Below are 17,562 nucleotides of genomic sequence, written 5' to 3'. Positions count from 1 at the left end.
GCGCCCGACAACAGCACGGGCGGCCAATGCTGCCTTCCTTGCACGGGACGGAAACAGCCCGTTCCATCCGCGGCAGCGGCCCCCAGAATGCGGACACCGTCCTGATCGCTGTGTGACAATCCGCACCAACAGGGAGATCCGGATCGATGAGCACGCGCCGCTGGGGTGCAGGCATCGTGCTGTTGGGGCTGTGGCTGTGCGCAGTGCCGTCAGTGTTGGAAGCCGCAGGGACATCGGCAGAGACGCCACGCTTGCGCCGCCTGGGTGCGGCCGAAGGCATGCCGTCGCGCATGGTGCTGGCGCTGGCACAGGATCGCCAAGGCTATGTCTGGGCCGGTACCGATGATGGCCTGGCCCGCGTGGACGGGGTCGGCCTGCGGGTCTGGCGGCACGATCCAGCCGAGCCCGGCTCGCTACCCGGCAACGAAGTGGAAACCCTGCTCATCGATCCACAGGATCGTGTCTGGGTAGGCAGCAATGGCGTTGGCCTGAGCATGCTCGGCCCCGACCGCAGCGCGTTCGCGCGGTTCCCCGAGCTCAATGCGGCGTGCGAGGGCCAGTTCTGGTCGCTGGCCTATGCCGCGCAATCGCTGTGGATCGGCACCAACCAGCATGGCATATGCCGGCGCAGCGAGGACGGGACGCTGGTCAGATACCAGGCCGACGCGAACGATCCGCGCAGCCTGCCCGACAACACCATCTACAGTCTGTTGGCCGATCCGCAGGGGCGGGTCTGGGTGGGGACCTCCAACGGTGTCGCCCGCTGGGATGGCGACCGCTTCACGCGGATCGCGCCGGCCCTGCTGGGCGGTAAAAGCGTATTCCGCCTGACCCGAGAGCCCGATGGCACCGTATGGGCGGGCACCGAAGGCGGGTTGTTCCAGATCGGTGCCGACGACCAGGCCCATCCCGCACCCTGGAAGCTCAGTGCCGATGTACGCGCGGCCACGGTCATCCATGATCGCAATGGCGGTTATTGGCTGGGCACGGCCGATGGCCTGTACCGCGGTGATGCGAGCGCGGTGCGGCTGCTCGCCGGCGACGCCGGCAGTGGCTTCCTGACCGCACGCAGCGGTGTGCTGGACATGCTGCAGGATCATGAAGGCGGCCTGTGGGTCGCGATGCTGACCCAGGGGCTGGCGTATCTGCCGCCGGACTGGAAGCGCTTCTCCAGCTGGTACCAGCTCGACGGCAAGCCATTGGACAGCGTCTATCTGCTCGGCGCGGCCGCGCGGGGCGATACCTATTACATCTCAGGTGCGCACGGCCTCTATACGCTGGATGCGCAGGGCCAGCTGCACCAGATCGCCGACGACAAACAGATCGGGGTTGGGGCCGCGTGGTCGCTGCTGCCCCGCGAGGACGGCGCGGTGTGGATCGGTCGCGCGGGTCGTTTGAATCTGTACCAGCCGGCTACCGGCATGCTGCGCGAATGGAAGATCGGCGGTGGTGCCGATGTGCGCCAACGCATCGATCTGATCCGCCAGGCGCCCAATGGCGACCTGTGGCTGTCGATCATGAACTTCGGCATCCAGCGTCGGGATGCCCAGGGCAACGTGCTCGATACCATCCGCAATGACCAGCACCGTGGGCTGACCGAGAACCCGGTTGAGCAGATGGTGTTCGATCCGCGTGGGCAGCTCTGGGTGATGGGCGACAGCATGGGCCTGATGCGGTGGCGCGATGGCCGCTTCGAGCAGGTGCCGGGCATTTCCCGCGGCAGCATCTACGATGCGGCCTGGACCGGCCCGGATGAACTGTGGCTGGCACGTCAGGGCGCGCTGGAGCGCTATCGCTGGGATGGGCTGAGCATGAGCCTGCGCGAACGTGTCGGCGCTGCCCAGGGCATGCCCGCTGTGTCGATGGGCGGGCTCGCGCTGGGCAGTCACGGGCAGGTCTGGGCAACCACCCCGCGTGGGTTGATCTGCTGGCAGGGCGCCGAGCGTCGGCTGCGCTTGTATGGCGAACGCGATGGGCTGCCGGATGTGGAGTTCAGCAACCGCCCACCGGTGCAGGCGCGCGATGGTCGCGTCCTGGCGGTCACCGCGACCGGGTTGGTCGGCTTCGATCCGGATGCGGCGGACATGCTGTTGCCGCCATCGCAGCTGGTGATCGACAGCGTGCAGGTCCGCCGCGACGATGCCGAAGGGCAGCAGATGCTGCCGACGCAGGCACCGATCGTGCTGGGGCCGCAGGACCGCGATCTGATCGTGTCCGCGCGTCTGCTTTCATTCGCCAACCCACACGGCAACCGCTACCGCTACCGGGTCTCCGGGTATGACCAGAACTGGGTGATGCAGGCGGCCGACGGCGAGCGCCTGCTGTCGCGCCTGCCGTCCGGAAGCTACCGCATCGAGGTGCAGGCGGCGACCCCGCAGGGCGCCTGGACGCCGCCCCGTACCCTGGAGCTGGAGGTGCGCCCGCCGTGGTGGCGCAGTGGCTGGGCGGTCGTGGGCTACGTGCTGCTCGGTCTGATCGGGGTCGCAGCGCTGGCGTATGTCGCGCGTGCACGCCTGCGCCGCCGCCAGCAATGGCAGTTGACGGTGCACAAGCAGCAGTTGGCCGAGCAGGCCTCGCAGGCCAAGAGCCGGTTCCTGGCCACGCTGGGGCACGAAGTGCGCACACCGATGACCGGTGTGCTGGGCATGAGCGAGCTGTTGCTGTCCACCACGCTGGATGAGGTGCAGCGCGGCTATGCCGGCTCGATCCAGCATGCGGGCAAGCATCTGCTGCGTCTGGTCAACGATGCGCTGGATCTGGCCCGCATCGAGGCAGGGCGGCTGGAACTGGATCTGCGGCCGTTCGATCTGATGTCGTTGCTGGATCAGGTCGAGGCGTTGATGGAGCCGATGGCCCATCACCGTGGCCTGGCGTTCGAGCGCAGCTTCAACCTGCCCGGCCCAGTGCAGGTCAGCGGCGATGAGATGCGCGTGCGGCAGATCCTGATGAACCTGCTCGGCAATGCGATCAAGTTCACCGAACATGGTCATGTCGGGCTCGGTGTCGAGCTGGCCGATGACGGGCGCGCGATCATCTTCGAGGTCTCCGATACAGGGCCAGGCATCAACCAGGACCAGCAGGAGCGGTTGTTCCATCGCTTCGAACAGGCGGACGGTCCCCGCACCGCGTCGCGTTATGGCGGCAGCGGCCTGGGCCTGGCGATCTGCCAGGAACTGGCGGTGGCGATGGGCGGCCGGATCGAGATCGACAGCCGGCCGGGTGATGGGGCCCGTTTCACTGTATCGCTGCCGCTGCCGTGGACCGTACAGCCGGTTGGCACGCCACGTGACCCGGGCCAGGAGACGCGCACGCAGCTGCCACCGCTGCGCATCCTGCTGGTGGAGGACGATGCCACCGTGGCCGATGTCATCGCCGGTCTGCTGCGCACCCGCGGGCACGACGTGGTGCACGTGCTGCATGGCCTGGGGGCATTGTCAGAAGTAGCGGCAGGCAGCTTCGATGTAGGTCTGCTCGATCTGGACCTGCCGGCGCTGGATGGCATTGCGATTGCCGCGCAGCTGCGCGCGATGGGCTATGAGCTGCCCCTGATCGCGGTGACTGCGCGCTCGGATGCTTACGCCGAGCAGCAGGTGCTGGCCGCCGGATTCAATGGCTTCCTGCGCAAGCCGGTGACCGGCGACATGCTGGTGGATGCGATCGTGCAGGCGCGCGCGGGCAAGTCACTCCGGTACTGAGTGCTCGCGGTTCCGCGGCCACGATTGTCGCGATGTTTCGCAATTGCTCTATTGATCGAAAAGTTCATTCATCGACCTGTGACGCGGTACCGGCCTGATCGGCTTCGTTCCGATGGCTTCGGCCTATCGTGCGGTTCACGCTGCGAAGGATGGTCGGGGTAGGGAGTGTCAGAGGGCCGATCCGGACAGGGGGGCGGGCGCTGGGCAGGCCGGATGCTGGTGGTCCTGCTCTGGCTGCCGATGGTTGCCGCGGCGGGTACGCTTGTCACGTTGCCGTGGCCACGCCCACTCGGTCCGGCCGACGCGCTGCCGACCCCGGTGATCCGTGCGGTCGACGAAGACCGGGAAGGCTACCTCTGGTTCGCCAGCGATGATGGTCTGCTGCGCTTCGATGGCCATCGCTTCCGCGCATGGCGACGGGAACAGGGCCTGCTCGATCTGGACCTGCGCGCGCTGCATGTCGATGCGCAGGATCGGCTCTGGCTGGCCACCGCCTCCCAGGGGCTGGTGAAGCTGTCCGCTGATCGAAGCGTGTTCCAGAGCATGCCCGGGGATGCGGCCGCGGTACTGCCGCGCACTGGCATTGTGCAGGTGACCAGTACGCCTGATGGCACGCTCTGGGTGGGCACTGTCGCGGACGGTTTGTTTGCACGGCAGGCCGATGGCCGTTGGTGCGCCGTCCCCTTACCGCACCCGTTCGGACGCGCGCTGCGGGTGAATGCCTTGGCCGTCGACCGCGACGGCAGCCTGTGGGTCGGCACCTCGCACGGGGTGTTGCGTCGTGCAGGCACGCACTTCGTCGCCGTGCCGTTGCGGCGCGGTGGGCGGGTGGATGTCCAGTCGCTCTGGCCCGATCCGGACGGCGGTGTGTGGGCCGCCACCCGCAGCGGCGTGCACCGCTGGGATGCCGTTGGCACACCGCGGGTGCCGACGGCGCCCGGCATGCCGGTACTGCGCAGCCGCGAAGGCGAATTGTGGACCACCGATGCAACCGGCCTGGTACGGCACCCTCACGGACGCGCACCGCAGCCAGTGCCGCTGCGCGACCTCGACGGCACGATCCGCAGGCCCGCAGGGGTGAGTCATGCCTTGCAGGACCGGGTCGGTGGGGTGTGGTGGATCGGGCAGGGGCGGGGACTGTGGCATCTTCCTGCGCGCTGGCGCCAGTTCACCCTGCTGCCCGCGGCCCGGGATGGCTGGCCCGGCCTGGATGCGCACTACGTGCTGGCCTTGGCAGCGTCCGCCGGCGAACGGGTGTGGATCGCCGGTGACAATGGGCGTGTGCAGCGCGTGGATGTGCGGACCGGACAGAGCGATACCGGATTCCACTACCGGCCCGAACGGCTGCACCCCGAGGCAGTGGGCATGGCCGAAGATCGTCACGGGCGGCTCTGGTTGACCAGCGGCAACACCCTGTCTCGATACACGCCCGGCACAGGCCAGTTGCGGCATTGGTTGCTGGGTTGGGAGGGCAGTCGGGGCGCGGTCGATCTGGAGTCCTGCCGCGACGGCTCGCTGTGGCTGGCGCGTGTTGACCGGATCCAGCGACGTGATGCCGACGGCGCGCTGCAGTTGTCCGCTGTTCCACAGGCACTTGGCCTGATGCCCCCGGCGAACGGCCCGCAACTGCTGTGTACCGACGACGGCGTGCTGTGGGCAACCGATCGCACCGGGCTCAAACGCTGGCTGCCAGCGCAGGAGCGTTTCGCGGCGGTCGACGGTGCCCCGCAGGACGACGTGGGCGCAATCGCGCGGGGTGCGGATGGCGACTACTGGATCAGCAGTCCAGGCGTGTTACGGCGTTACCGGTGGGATGGGCAGCGGCTGCGCAAGACACACAGCTTCGGCGTGGTACACGGTTATCCGCACCTGCTGGCACGGGCGCTGGTGGTGGACGTGCGTGGCGTGGCGTGGGCCGGTGGCACCCGTGGCCTGATCCGGGTCGACCCGCATGGCGGCGGCATACGCCAGTTCGGCAGCGACGATGGCCTGCCCGGACATGACGTGTTGCCGCGCCGGATGGTACGCACCGCCGGGGATCATGTGGTCGCTGCCGTACACGAAGGCGGTGTGCTGCTGTTCGATCCGGCCACGATCGTGCGCCCGGCGGGGCATGCCGGGCTCGTGGTCCACGCAATCACCGCGCGGCGCGGCAACGTGCAGGTCACCCTGCCGGTCGGCGTTGCGCCGGTGCCGCTGTCCGGCAGCGATCGGCACGTGCGCGTATCCGCGCGCCTGTTGTCCGGCGGCGAACCCTCGCGCGTGCGCTACCGGTTCCGGTTGCAGGGGCACGACGCGGACTGGCAGGAGAACGGTGCTGCGGGGCAGCGCGTGTTCGAGCGCTTGCCGGTGGGTCTGCAGACGGTGGAGGTCCAGGCGCGGCAAGGCGATGGGGATTGGTCGCCGATTCGCCGCATTGCGCTGCAGGTGGTTCCGGCCTGGTGGCAGACGCGGACCGCGCGGTACGCGGCGGTGGCCGGTGGAACGGCGGCGCTGTGGCTTGGGGCCTGGGGCGGGCTGGCGCGGCGCCGGCGGCAACGCCGCTGGCGCCGGCTGCATGCGCGGCAGCACCGCGCCGAGCGGGCGTCCCTGCAGCGCACCCGTTTCCTGGGGACGTTGGGCGCCCGCATACGCGTCCCGATGACCGTGGTGCTGGGCTGGAGCGAGCTGCTGCAGCGTACGCAGCTCACACCGGCGGAGCGGAGCCAGGTCGACAGCCTGCACTACGCCGGCGCACATCTCCTGCGGCTGGTGGATGACGCCCTGGACATGGCCAGCATCGAATCCGGTCAGCTGCAGTTGCAGCCGGGCCCCTTTCTGCTGCAACGGTTGATCGAAGAGGTGCACGCGCTGTTGCTCCCGGTAGCGCAGGGCAAGTCGCTCGCGCTGGTGTGGCACAGCACGCTGCCGGCGACGGCGGTTTTCATAGGCGACGCCCCGCGCCTGCGCCAGATCCTGCTCAATCTGCTGGGCAACGCACTGAAGTTCACCGCACAGGGAGAGGTGCGACTGCAGGTACAGTGCGCAGGCCAGGACCAGGACGTGCTGCTGCGGGTTGTCGATACCGGCCCGGGCATGACCGCAGCGCAGTGCCAGCGCCTGTTCCAGCGTTTCGAACAGGCCGACGGGGCACAGACGGCCGCGCGTTACGGTGGCAGCGGCCTGGGGCTGTCCATTTCCCGCGACCTGGCCCTGGCGATGGGCGGTGACATCACGGTGACCAGCCGTCCGGGCGACGGCGCCTGCTTCCAGGTGCGATTGCCGTTGCCGCGCAGCGATGCCATTCCCAGCGATGCACCATCGTGCGCACCACAGGATGCGAACGGCGTCGGCGAGCTGCGGGTGCTCGTGGTGTATCCGGCCACGAGTGTGACCGATGTGCTGCGCGCTCTGCTCGGCTCGCTCGGCCATGTGGGGCTGTGCGTGCCCGGGCTGGAGGTCATGCCCAAGGCACTGAGGGAGCACGGGCGCTGGGATGTCATCGTGGTTGACCCGGTCCTGTGCGTAGGCGGCGAGCGGGCGGGCGCATGGTTATCGCGCCGCTGGCCGGGGATCCCCAGGGTGGCCCTGACACCGCGCGCGGACATCGGCGCCGAGCGTGAGGCGATTGCGGCGGGGTTCGACCTGTTCCTGCGGCTGCCGGTGAGCCGGGCGACTCTGACGGCGTGTCTGGCCCGATGCCGGCGCGGCGCATGAGCCGGGGCGGCATGCTGCGGTGTCTGTTCGCGCTGCTGTGCTGCCTGCTGCCGGCCGCCGTGCTGGCGTTCCCGAGTCCCGCAGTACGCATCACGACCGTGGATGGGTTGCCATCAAATGTGGTGCATCAGATCGTGGAGGACCGGCAGGGCTACCTCTGGTTCGCCACCGGCGATGGCCTGGCCCGCTATGACGGCAGTGGTTTCCGCGTCTGGCGGATGGAGCATGGGCTGGCCGACAACGAGGTCCGCAGCATCGCGCTGGATGCCTGCGATCAGCTCTGGATAGGCACGGCCAACGGCTACTTACAGCGCCTGTCGGCCGATCGCCAACAGTTTGCGCGGTGGGCAGGGCCGTCCGCCCCGGCGATGGCGGCCAGTCCGGTGCTGGCAATCCAGCCGATGGTCGACGGCAGCGTCTGGTTCGGCACCCGGGATGCCGGGCTGTTCCGCCTCACCCGCGATCGTCGCCTGCACCAGTACCTGCCCGCGACCGATGGCCGCGGCCTGCCATCGGCCCGGGTGGAGCACCTGGTTGCCGATGCCCAGGGCGCTGTGTGGATCGGCAGCGCTGCGGGCCTGGCCCGCTGGCAGGAGGGCCGGTTCCAGTCACCGACGACGCTGGGGGCATCGTCCGCGGCGGTGACCGCCCTGGGCCTGGACGCGCAGGGGCGGTTGTGGTCGAGCACCGCAGAAGGCACCGTGCGGCGGCAGTTGCCGGCGTGGCAGATACAGCGCGAGGGGCGCGAACGCGGACGCTGGCTCGGCCATAGCCGCGCAGGCGGGGACTGGTTCGCTGACGGGTCGACGCTGTGGTGGCAGGACTGGCAGGGGCAGCATCGTCACGCGCTCACTCTGCCGAGATTGCAGGGGCCCAATGAGCCGCGCATCGTGCGCGTGCTGGAGGATCGCCAGGGACGGGTCTGGCTGCTGGGCACTCATCAGGGGGTCTGGCGGCTCGGCGCGCAGTGGCGCCACCTGGAGCGCTTCGCCGCGCCCCTTGCCCACGCCTCCACCGCACCGGGCGGGCTGGCCCCTGCCGCCGACGGGCAGGCGTGGTGGGTGCGCGATGGATGGTTGACACGCATTTCGCCGGAGCACGGATTCAACCGGCCGCGATGGGCCTATGCGCATGCACCCGAGCGCCCGGATCGCCATGTGGTGAGCGACGACGGTCACGGCGGCGTCTGGGTGTTCGCTGCGCCGTGGCTGACCCGTATCGATCCCGTGCGGGGACGGCAGCGGCGCTGGCGGGTGGGGTCCACCGGTGGCCCGGTGGCGTCGCCGCACGCCGCATTGCAGCAGTGTGGCGATCGGCTGTGGCTTGCCGGGAATGGCCGGTTGGAACAGCGCGCAGGTGATGGGCGCCTGCTGGGCAGTGCCACGTACGAGTCAGTGGGGCTGCGTCCCGGCACCGCGGCATTCGCCCTGCACTGTGACATCGCCGGGCAGGTGTGGCTGGGCGACCGCGACGGACTCAAGCAGTGGCAGCCCGCGGCCGGCCGTTTCGATCCCGTGCCGGGCGGCCCGCGACGGGAGGTCAGTGCCTTGCACCTGGATGCCGACGGCCGGCTATGGGTTGCTGATGTGGAGGGATGGACGGTATTCCGGAGCGACGCAGGTCGCCTGCATCCCACGCTGCGCCTGGATGCAGCGCACGGCCTGCCCGTGGCGCTTGCGCGGGGACTGGCCGGCGCCAGCGACGGGGCGGTCTGGGCGACTACCGCGCGCGGCGTGGTGCGTCTGGCGTTGGACGGTCGCAGTGCCAGGCTCTACACGGCCGACGATGGACTGCCGGTGATGGCATTGGACGACAGCCTGGTGGCAGCCGGCGGCCATCTGCTGGCGATGGATCAGACCGGCAACGTGCTTGCGCTGGATCCGGCCGGGATGTTGACGGCGACGGTGCTTCCCACCTTGGTCATCGACCGTGTGAAAGTGCGCCGCCAGCGGCGCTGGATCGAGTTGCCGGCCGCCGAGCCGCTGCGCCTGAACGCCGATGATCGCGACATCCAGCTGTCAGCGCGCCTGCTCAGCAGCAGCCAGGGGGGGGCCGTCGACTATCGATTCCGGCTGCGTGGCGAAGACCCGGAGTGGGTCCGTGCCGGACAACGCGGTACGCGCGGCTTTCCGCGCCTGCCCGCGGGCGAACATGTACTGGAATTCCAGGCGCGTGGCGAGGATGGGCGTTGGTCGCCGGTCCAGCAGACGCATCTGCAGGTGGCCTACAGCGGCTGGGCGCATCCCGGGGCTTGGGCGCTGCTGTGGATGGGCGCGCTCGCAGGGGCGGTGCTGGCAACCTGGGGATTGCGGGTCACCGCGGACGTACAAACGCGTGGCGGGCGGCCACGCGCCGGCAGGCGCGGGCCGAACAGGCCGCGCAGGCCAAGGCGCGTTATCTGGCCACGCTGGGTCATGAAGTGCGGACGCCGCTGACCGGTGTGCTGGGCATGAGCGAGCTGCTGTTGGAGGCGCCGCTGCCCGCGGACGCGCGCGAACAGGTATTGCACATCCAACAGGGCGGACGTGCATTGCTGCAAGTGGTCGATGAAGCGTTGGAGAACGCCAGGCTGCAGGCCGGCAAGGTGACCTTGCAGCGGCGGCGTTTTGCCCTCGGGCCATGGTGGCTCGACGTGCATGCCGCGGTGGCGTGCGGTCTGGCGGTGTCCGGTTGCCAGCTGTCATCGGCACATCCACTGCCGGCCGACGCCTGTGTCGAGGGCGATCCGGACCGGTTGCGGGAGGCAGTGCAATGGCTGTCCTGCGGACTCGCCGCGCAGAGCGGTGCCACCCTGGTGACTCTGCGCATGGCCTGGCGACCAGGACGCACCGGTCTGCTGCTGGATGTCATGGCCGAGCCGGGCGCCTGTCCGTCTCCTCGGCTGTCCCGGGTGCGCGAGGCACTGGCCGATGTCGATGTGCTGGCTGATGCGATGCAGGGGCGGTTGTGTGTCCTGCAGCTGCCCGATCGTCGCTGGCAGGCCACATTGAGCGTCCCATTGGACCGTTGCCCATCGCTGCTGGCGGGTCAGGACGCGCAGGACATCGACGATGACATCGATGGTCTGCGGGTGTTGCTGGTGGAAGATGATCCTCTCGTTGCGCAGGTGGTCACGGGTCTGCTGCAGGTACGCGGCCACGTTGTCGTCCATGCGGAGCACGCGCTGGCTGCGCTGACTGCGCTGGCCCGCCCCGGCACGCAACTGATGCTGTTGGACCTGGACCTGCCGGGCATGGATGGACTGTCATTGCTGCGCCTGCTGCGTCAGCAGGGGCACCGCCTGCCGGTACTGGTGCTCACGGCGCGTCGGGATCCGGATCTTGAAGCGCAGGTCGTGGCCGCGGGGGGCGACGGCCTGGTGCACAAGCCGCTGCAGGGCGATGCGCTGCGGGCTGCGATGCAGCGGATGGGGCCGCCGGGTGTGGATCGTGCCGGTGCGGGGAACGGTTTACTATGCGGGGCGTTGCCCGACGACCGGGGTGGTCAGGGGCGGCAGGCCCGTTCCGGGCGGCGGCGGTGAATGAACGGATAGACCCGGGAGAGCCATTGGTGTTGCGAGTGCTGTGGCCGTTGCTTATCGGTCTGTGTGTGCTCTGGCCGACGCTTGCGTCGGCCCAGCCGGTACCGCCGACGCCGCGGCAACTCACCGTGTTCGATGGTCTGCCATCCAACACCGTCAACCGCATGGCCGAAGATCGCTACGGCTATCTGTGGATCGCCACCAACGATGGCCTGGCCCGCTACGACGGCCGGAATTACCGCATCTGGCGTGCCGAGGACGGCCTGCGCGACAACCACGTCTGGAGCGTGCACGTGGATGCGCGCAATCAGTTGTGGATCGGTACGGAGAATGCCGGCCTGGCGATGATGTCGGCCGATCGCCGCGAGATCCGCTTCTACGACCGTGACAGCCACCCGGAGATCGGCAGCAACACGATCTGGAGCGTGGCGTCCACGCCGGATGGAGCGATCTGGTTCGGAACCTACCAGGGCGGCCTGCATCGGCTGGAGCGCGACGGTACGCTCACGCGCTTCATGCCCGAGCCCGGCAATCCACGCAGTCTGCCGGCCGCATCGGTCGGCTCACTGGCCACCACGCTCGATGGCACGTTGTGGATCGGCTCGCAGGCCGGGCTGGCCCGCTGGACCGGCCAGGATTTCGACCTGGTGCCCAGCACGCAGCTGCCGGCGCGTGTCATCAATGGGCTCACCGCCGAGGCGGATGGCAGTCTGTGGATCAACAGCAATGCCGGGGTCACGGTGCGTCGGCCGGACGGTCGCTTCGAACCGGCGCCCTGGGTGGTGGCCGAAGGCGATCAGATCCTGGGCATGATGCTGCGCGACGAACAGGGCGGGTATTGGCTCGATACCCGCTCCGGCCTGGGCCGCGCCATGGACGGTCAGTTCCAGCAGGTGCCGCTGTACAGCGCGATCGCGCGTGGGCAGGTGCGCCCGAACTGGACCGGTGCCTATGAAGATCGCGAGGGCGGCATCTGGTTGGCCAGCACCAACGGCGGCCTGTGGCATCTGCTGCCGCGTTGGTGGCAGTTCTCGGTGCTGTCGCGGCTGGAAGATGATCCGGCCTCGCTGCGCAACGCGTATGTGCTGGGCATGGGCGCGGCCGCCGACGGGGGCGTGTGGACGGTCGGCACGCATGGTGCGCTGGACAAGTTCGATCCGGTGAGCGGGCGGGTCGAGCAGCACCGGACCTGGGTGGACGGCACGCAGTGGCTGCAGTCGGTGCTCGAAGATCCGCGCGGCCAGGTCTGGATCGGCTCCTGGGATGCGCTGTTGCGTTACGACCCGGGGCAGAAGCGCATACGGCGCTGGGGGCGCGATGCCGCGGTCGATGCGGCGATGGACGGCGCGATCGAATCCCTGGCGATCTGCGACGGCCAGCGCTTGTGGACCGCATCGGCCAATGGCCTGCAGCAGCGCGACCTGGAGGGACGCGTGCTGCACCGGGTGGCACTGGGCCATGCCGGGCTGAGCACGGGGCAGAACGTGCTGGATATCCGGTGCGGCCCGCAGGATCGGCTGTGGGTGGCCACCGGCCAGGGCCTGCTGCAGTGGGTGGCGGCGCGTTCGCGGTTCGAACCCCTGCCGGGTGGCCCTGCGGCAGGGGTCTACGCCATGGCGCTGGCCGGCGATGACACGGTGTGGCTGTCCGAGGACGGCAAACTCTCGCACTATGCCTGGCAGGGTGATCGGCTGACCCTGCAGGAAGTGATCGGCAGCAGTGCGGGCTACCCGGCGATCAACGCGACCGGGCTGGTGGTGGATCGGCAGGGCGTGGTGTGGGCAGCCAATGCACGCGGGCTGGTGCGGGTCGATCCGGAGGCCGGTAGTGTGCGCCAGTACGGCGTGCACGATGGCCTGCCCAGCCAGGAGTTCCGCCGCCGCACCCTGACGTTGACGCCGAGCGGACGCATCGTTGGCGGCACACCAGCCGGGGTGGTGGTGTTCGATCCGGCGCTGGTCAAGCCGGCGACCCGCCGTGCACCGCTGGTGATCGAACGGGTGGAGGTGCGCCGCGGCGAGCGCGTGCTGGACCTGACCCATGCGGTGCCGCTGGACATCGCCGACGGTGATCGCGACCTGCGGATCGTGGCGCGGCTGCTGTCCTTCGCCGATTCCACCTCCAACAACTATCGTTACCGCCTGGCCGGCTACGATCCGGACTGGGTTGAAGTGGGGCCGGGCGGTGAGCGCCTGTTCTCCCGTCTGCCACCGGGCCGTTACCGGTTGGAGGTGCAGGCACGCTCGGCCGACCATATCTGGTCGCGGGTACAGGTACTGGAGTTCCGCGTGCTGCCACCGTGGTGGCGCAGCCTGTCCGGACTGTTGCTGCTGACCTCGGCGGTGCTGTTGCTGCTCAGCCTGTTCGCCTGGTTGTACCGGCGCCGGCTGCAGCGCCGGCATGCCTATCAGCTGGCGCTGCAGAAGCAGGAGCTCGCCGAGCAGGCCTCGATGGCCAAGACGCGCTTTCTGGCCAATCTGGGGCACGAAGTACGCACGCCGATGACCGGGGTGCTGGGCATGAGCGAGCTCTTGCTGTCCTCGCCGTTGAACGCGCAGCAGCGCGGCTACACCGAGTCGATCCGGCATGCCGGCGAGCATCTGCTGCACCTGGTCAACGATGCGCTCGACCTGGCCCGGATCGAATCGGGGCGGCTGGAACTGCAGGCGCAGTCCTTCCAGCTGCAGCGGCCGATCGGCGATGTCTGTGCGCTGATGGCGGCACTGGCCGAACAGAAAGGGCTGCGGTTCGTGGTCGACAACACGGTATCGCCCGGCACGCGCACCATCGGCGATGAACTGCGTGTGCGTCAGATCCTGCTCAATCTGCTGGGCAACGCGGTCAAGTTCACCAGCCACGGCGAAGTACGCCTGACGCTGCGGGCGATCACGCCTGGCCGCGGGTTGCACATCGAAGTATCCGATACCGGACCGGGCATCAGCGCTGATCAGCAGGAGCGCTTGTTCCGTCGCTTCGAGCAGGCCGATGGCGCCCGCACCGCCGCGCAGTACGGGGGCAGCGGGCTGGGCCTGGCGATCTGTCGCGAACTGGCACTGGCCATGCAGGGGCAGATTGGCGTCCAGAGCCAGCTCGGCGTGGGCACGCGCTTCACGGTGACACTGCCGTTGCCGCTGGAGGCCGGGACGACCAACGCGAGCGGAACGGCCGAAGGTGGGCAATGGGTATTGCCACCGTTGCGTATCCTGCTGGTGGAGGACGATCTGACCGTGGCCGAGGTGGTCAGCGGGTTGTTGTCGGCGCGCGGGCATGAGGTGGTACACGCCGAGCACGCGCTGTCGGCGTTGCGCGAGGTCAGCGAGGCGCCGTTCGAGGTGTTGCTGATGGACCTGGATCTGCCCGGGCTGGGTGGCATCGCGCTGGCCGAGCATCTGCGCAGCCAGGGATTCGAGATGCCGTTGATCGCGGTGACGGCGCGGACGGATCCGTCGATCGAGCAGCAGGCACGCCAGGCCGGCTTCGATGCGTTCCTGCGCAAGCCGGTGACCGGCGATCTGCTGGTGGAGGCAATCGCGCGCGTATTGCACGCCACCCGGTAGCAGCGGACCGTTGGTCCGCTGACGGTGTGCCTGCCGTCACGTGCCTGTCGTTACTCGGCGACTTCTTCGACATCCCGCGGCGACGGCCGGGTATCGGGCAGCTGCCAGAAGATCAGCGTGGACGTCAGCGTGATAGCGCCGACGCAGACGAAGGTGGCGTGCAGCGCGGCGGTCGCGCCGTGCGAGGCATCGAGGTGGTTGAAGGCCGCGAGCAGACTGCCCGCCGCCGCGGCACCGAAGCCGGTGGCGAGCATCATCACCATCGAGAGCAGGCTGTTGCCGGCACTGGCGAAGTCGCGATCCAGATCGCGCAGGGTGACGGTGTTCATGACGGTGAACTGCAGCGAGTTGACCGCGCCGAACAGCGCCAGCTGGACGATGCGGATCCACAGAGGCTGGCCGGGGGTCATGAAGATGAAACTGGCCATCGCCACGCCGACCAGCACGGTGTTGACCATCAGCACGCGGCGATAGCCGAAGCGTTCGACGAGTTTGACGGCGTAGCGCTTGGAGACCATGCCGGCGGCGGCGACCGGGATCATCAACAGGCCGGCGTTCATCGGGCTCATGCCCATGCCGACCTGCAGCAGCAGCGGAATCAGCAGCGGCATGGCACTGCTGCCGATACGCGAGAACAGATTGCCGAGGATGCCGATGCGGTAGCTGGGCACATGGAACAGCGCGAGCGAGAACAGCGGCGCCGTGGAGTTGGCCGCATGCAGCCAGTAGCCGACAAGCGCGGCGAGGCCGGCGACGGTCATGAGCATGACCAGGGCATGGGGAGTGGCCATGCCCGAGATGCCGTCCAGTGCGAGGGAGAGCACGACCATGCCGAAGGCCAGCATCAGGTAGCCGGCCATATCGAAGCGGGTGCGGTGCTCAGCGTAGTGGTCGGGCATGATTTTCATGGCCGCGACATAGCCGATGATGCCGATCGGGAGGTTGATCAGGAACACCCAGTGCCAGGAGGCGACTTCGACCAGCCAGCCACCCAGGGTGGGGCCGATCAGCGGGCCGATCAGGGCGGGAATGGCGATGAAGCTCATGGCGCGCAGGAATTCTTCGCGCGAGACCGAGCGCATGACGGCGAGGCGGCCGACCGGCAGCAGCATGGCGCCGCCGATGCCCTGCAGGACGCGTGCACCGACGAGCTGGTGCAGGGTCTGGGCGAGGGCGCAGGCGAGCGAGCCCAGGGTGAACAGGATGATGGCGACCAGGAAGGTGCGCCGTGTGCCGAAGCGGTCGGCGATCCAGCCGGAGGCGGGGATGAAGGTGGCGACGGCGAGGGCGTAGCTGAAGACGACGGACTGCATCTGCAGGGGGCTTTCGCCGAGGCTGCGGGCCATGGCGGGCAGGGCGGTGTTGACGATGGTGGAGTCCAGCATCTGCATGAAGATGGCCAGCGATACGAGCCACAACAGGGGCCGGATCGAGGCGTAGCTGCTGGTCGTCATGGTGCGGGCCTTCGTCAACGAGGGCGATATGATCGCCGATGTGGGATCAGGGTGTGGTCAAGAGACGAAGCCGAAGCCGAAGCCGAAGCCGAAGCCGAAGCCGAAGCATTGGTGCGGTCGGTGTCCCGGAGAGGCTGCGGCACGGGTGGGTCGGCGGGACACGCCGTAAATCCGTCCATGGAGGCTCATGTCGCGCCATCCATGGCGCTCATGGTCCCGCCAACCCACCCGTGCCACACCCATGACTGTTGGTTGGCTGCCACGGAAAATGCAGGCCATCACACGCTCGTCTTGATGGCCGGGAATGGACGTGATGCCGGGAATGACATGGGTAGATCCACGCAATGCGTGGATGGCCGCGCGCCGCGCGGCAATGATCGGCGCCGATCAACTGCTGACGGCATGCGTCGTCCGTCTCGAGGGTGGAAACGAAAGCACGCGTTCTGGATGCAGAACGCGTGCGTCGCTGGCCATGCCCGGGTAGTGCCGGCCGCTGGCCGGCTACCTGCCGATGGCGATCAGCGCCGGCTCAAGCGGTGGACGGCTTCCACCAGGACCTGCACGTGCTCGGGATTCATGTCCGGGGACATGCCGTGGCCGAGGTTGAAGACGTGGCCTTCGCGGGAGCCGCCGTTGCCTTGGGCGTAGCTGTCGAGCACCTGGCCGGCAGCGCGTTCGATGGCGGCGGGGTTGCCGTAGAGGGTGGTGGGGTCGAGGTTGCCCTGCAGGGCGACGCGGCCGCCGGTGCGGGCGACGGCATCGGCGAGGTCCAGGGTCCAGTCAACGCCGAGGGCGTCGGCGCCGGTGTCGGCAAGAGCGCCGAGGTGCAGGCCGGTGCCTTTGCCGAACAGGATCAGCGGGGTGCGGTCGGCCCCTTCACCGCGTTCGAGTTCCTGCGCGATGCGGGTCAGGTAGCGCAGGGAGAATTCGCGGTACATGGTGGGGCTGAGTACGCCGCCCCAGGTGTCGAACACCTGCAGCACCTGGGCGCCGGCCGCGCGCTGGGCGGCAAGGTAGGCGATCACCGCGTCGGTGACGACCGAGAGCAGCTGGTGCAGGGCGGCCGGTTCGTTCAGGGCCATCGCCTTGATGCGGGCGAAGTCCTTGCTGCCGCCGCCTTCCACCATGTAGCAGGCCAACGTCCACGGGCTGCCGGAGAAGCCGATCAGGGGCACGCTGCCATCCAGTTCGCGACGGATCACACGCACCGCGTCCATCACGTAGCGCAGTTCGGTTTCCATGTCCGGCACGGCCAGCTTGGCGATGGCGGCCGCGTCGCGGACCGGGTGGCGGAACTTCGGGCCTTCGCCTTCGACGAAGTACAGCTCCAGGCCCATCGCGTCGGGGATGGTGAGGATGTCCGAGAACAGGATGGCGGCATCGAGGTCGAAGCGGCGCAGCGGCTGCAGGGTGACTTCGCAGGCGATATCCGGGTTCTTGGCCATCGCCAGGAAGCTGCCGGCCTTGGCGCGGGTGGCGCGGTACTCGGGCAGGTAGCGGCCGGCCTGGCGCATCAGCCAGACGGGGGTGCAGTCCACCGGTTCGCGGCGCAGGGCGCGCAGCAGGCGATCATGGCGGGAGGGGATGGTCACGGAACGCTTCCTTGGGATCTGGTGGCGCGGGGCCGAATGGGGCAGGGC

General features: G+C 68.8%; 7 protein-coding genes. 5 read left to right on the top strand and 2 right to left on the bottom strand.

Going from position 1 to position 17,562, the window contains the following annotated elements; all coding sequences use genetic code 11:
* Positions 1 to 146: 146 nt before the first annotated feature.
* From AC1DIQ_RS03335 to AC1DIQ_RS03315, 5 genes are all read left to right on the top strand, one after another.
* Positions 147 to 3,695: a hybrid sensor histidine kinase/response regulator gene (locus AC1DIQ_RS03335; RefSeq protein WP_478049439.1), complete on the top strand. Its 3,549-nt coding sequence runs from the start codon at positions 147 to 149 to the stop codon at positions 3,693 to 3,695.
* A 219-nt stretch (positions 3,696 to 3,914) separates the two neighbouring features.
* Positions 3,915 to 7,391 (top strand): ATP-binding protein, encoded by a 3,477-nt coding sequence (locus AC1DIQ_RS03330; protein ID WP_478049438.1) that lies wholly within the window; start codon positions 3,915 to 3,917, stop codon positions 7,389 to 7,391.
* Positions 7,388 to 9,826, top strand: coding sequence for a ligand-binding sensor domain-containing protein (locus AC1DIQ_RS03325; RefSeq protein ID WP_478049437.1), 2,439 nt, complete (start codon positions 7,388 to 7,390; stop codon positions 9,824 to 9,826). The genes AC1DIQ_RS03330 and AC1DIQ_RS03325 overlap by 4 nt, the downstream gene beginning before the upstream one ends.
* Complete coding sequence (locus AC1DIQ_RS03320) at positions 9,811 to 10,911, top strand: ATP-binding response regulator (protein ID WP_478049436.1); 1,101 nt, start codon at positions 9,811 to 9,813, stop codon at positions 10,909 to 10,911. Before AC1DIQ_RS03325 ends, AC1DIQ_RS03320 begins: the two co-directional genes overlap by 16 nt.
* A gap of 26 nt (positions 10,912 to 10,937) precedes the next feature.
* Positions 10,938 to 14,468: a hybrid sensor histidine kinase/response regulator gene (locus AC1DIQ_RS03315; protein ID WP_461770172.1), complete on the top strand. Its 3,531-nt coding sequence runs from the start codon at positions 10,938 to 10,940 to the stop codon at positions 14,466 to 14,468.
* Between the two features lie 50 nt (positions 14,469 to 14,518).
* Here the strand turns inward: AC1DIQ_RS03315 and mdtD are convergent, their stop codons facing one another.
* Together mdtD and hemE are read right to left on the bottom strand one after the other, a co-directional pair.
* The gene (gene mdtD, locus AC1DIQ_RS03310) at positions 14,519 to 15,922 is read right to left on the bottom strand and encodes a multidrug transporter subunit MdtD (protein WP_478049435.1); all 1,404 of its coding nucleotides are present in this window, start codon (positions 15,920 to 15,922) and stop codon (positions 14,519 to 14,521) included.
* A 518-nt stretch (positions 15,923 to 16,440) separates the two neighbouring features.
* Positions 16,441 to 17,514, bottom strand: coding sequence for a uroporphyrinogen decarboxylase (gene hemE, locus AC1DIQ_RS03305; protein ID WP_478049434.1), 1,074 nt, complete (start codon positions 17,512 to 17,514; stop codon positions 16,441 to 16,443).
* Between the last annotated feature and the right edge of the window lie 48 nt (positions 17,515 to 17,562).

It is taken from the genome of Stenotrophomonas sp. 05L413, from assembly GCF_056397945.1.
Note: the sequence above shows the minus strand (reverse complement) of the source record. Positions and strands in the feature narration are given on the sequence as shown.

Coding starts and splice junctions, on each gene's coding strand:
- AC1DIQ_RS03335 (WP_478049439.1), top strand. CDS start 147: ATGAGCACGCGCCGCTGGGGTGCAGGCATCGTGCTGTTGGGGCTGTGG.
- AC1DIQ_RS03325 (WP_478049437.1), top strand. CDS start 7,388: ATGAGCCGGGGCGGCATGCTGCGGTGTCTGTTCGCGCTGCTGTGCTGC.
- mdtD (WP_478049435.1), bottom strand. CDS start 15,922: ATGACGACCAGCAGCTACGCCTCGATCCGGCCCCTGTTGTGGCTCGTA.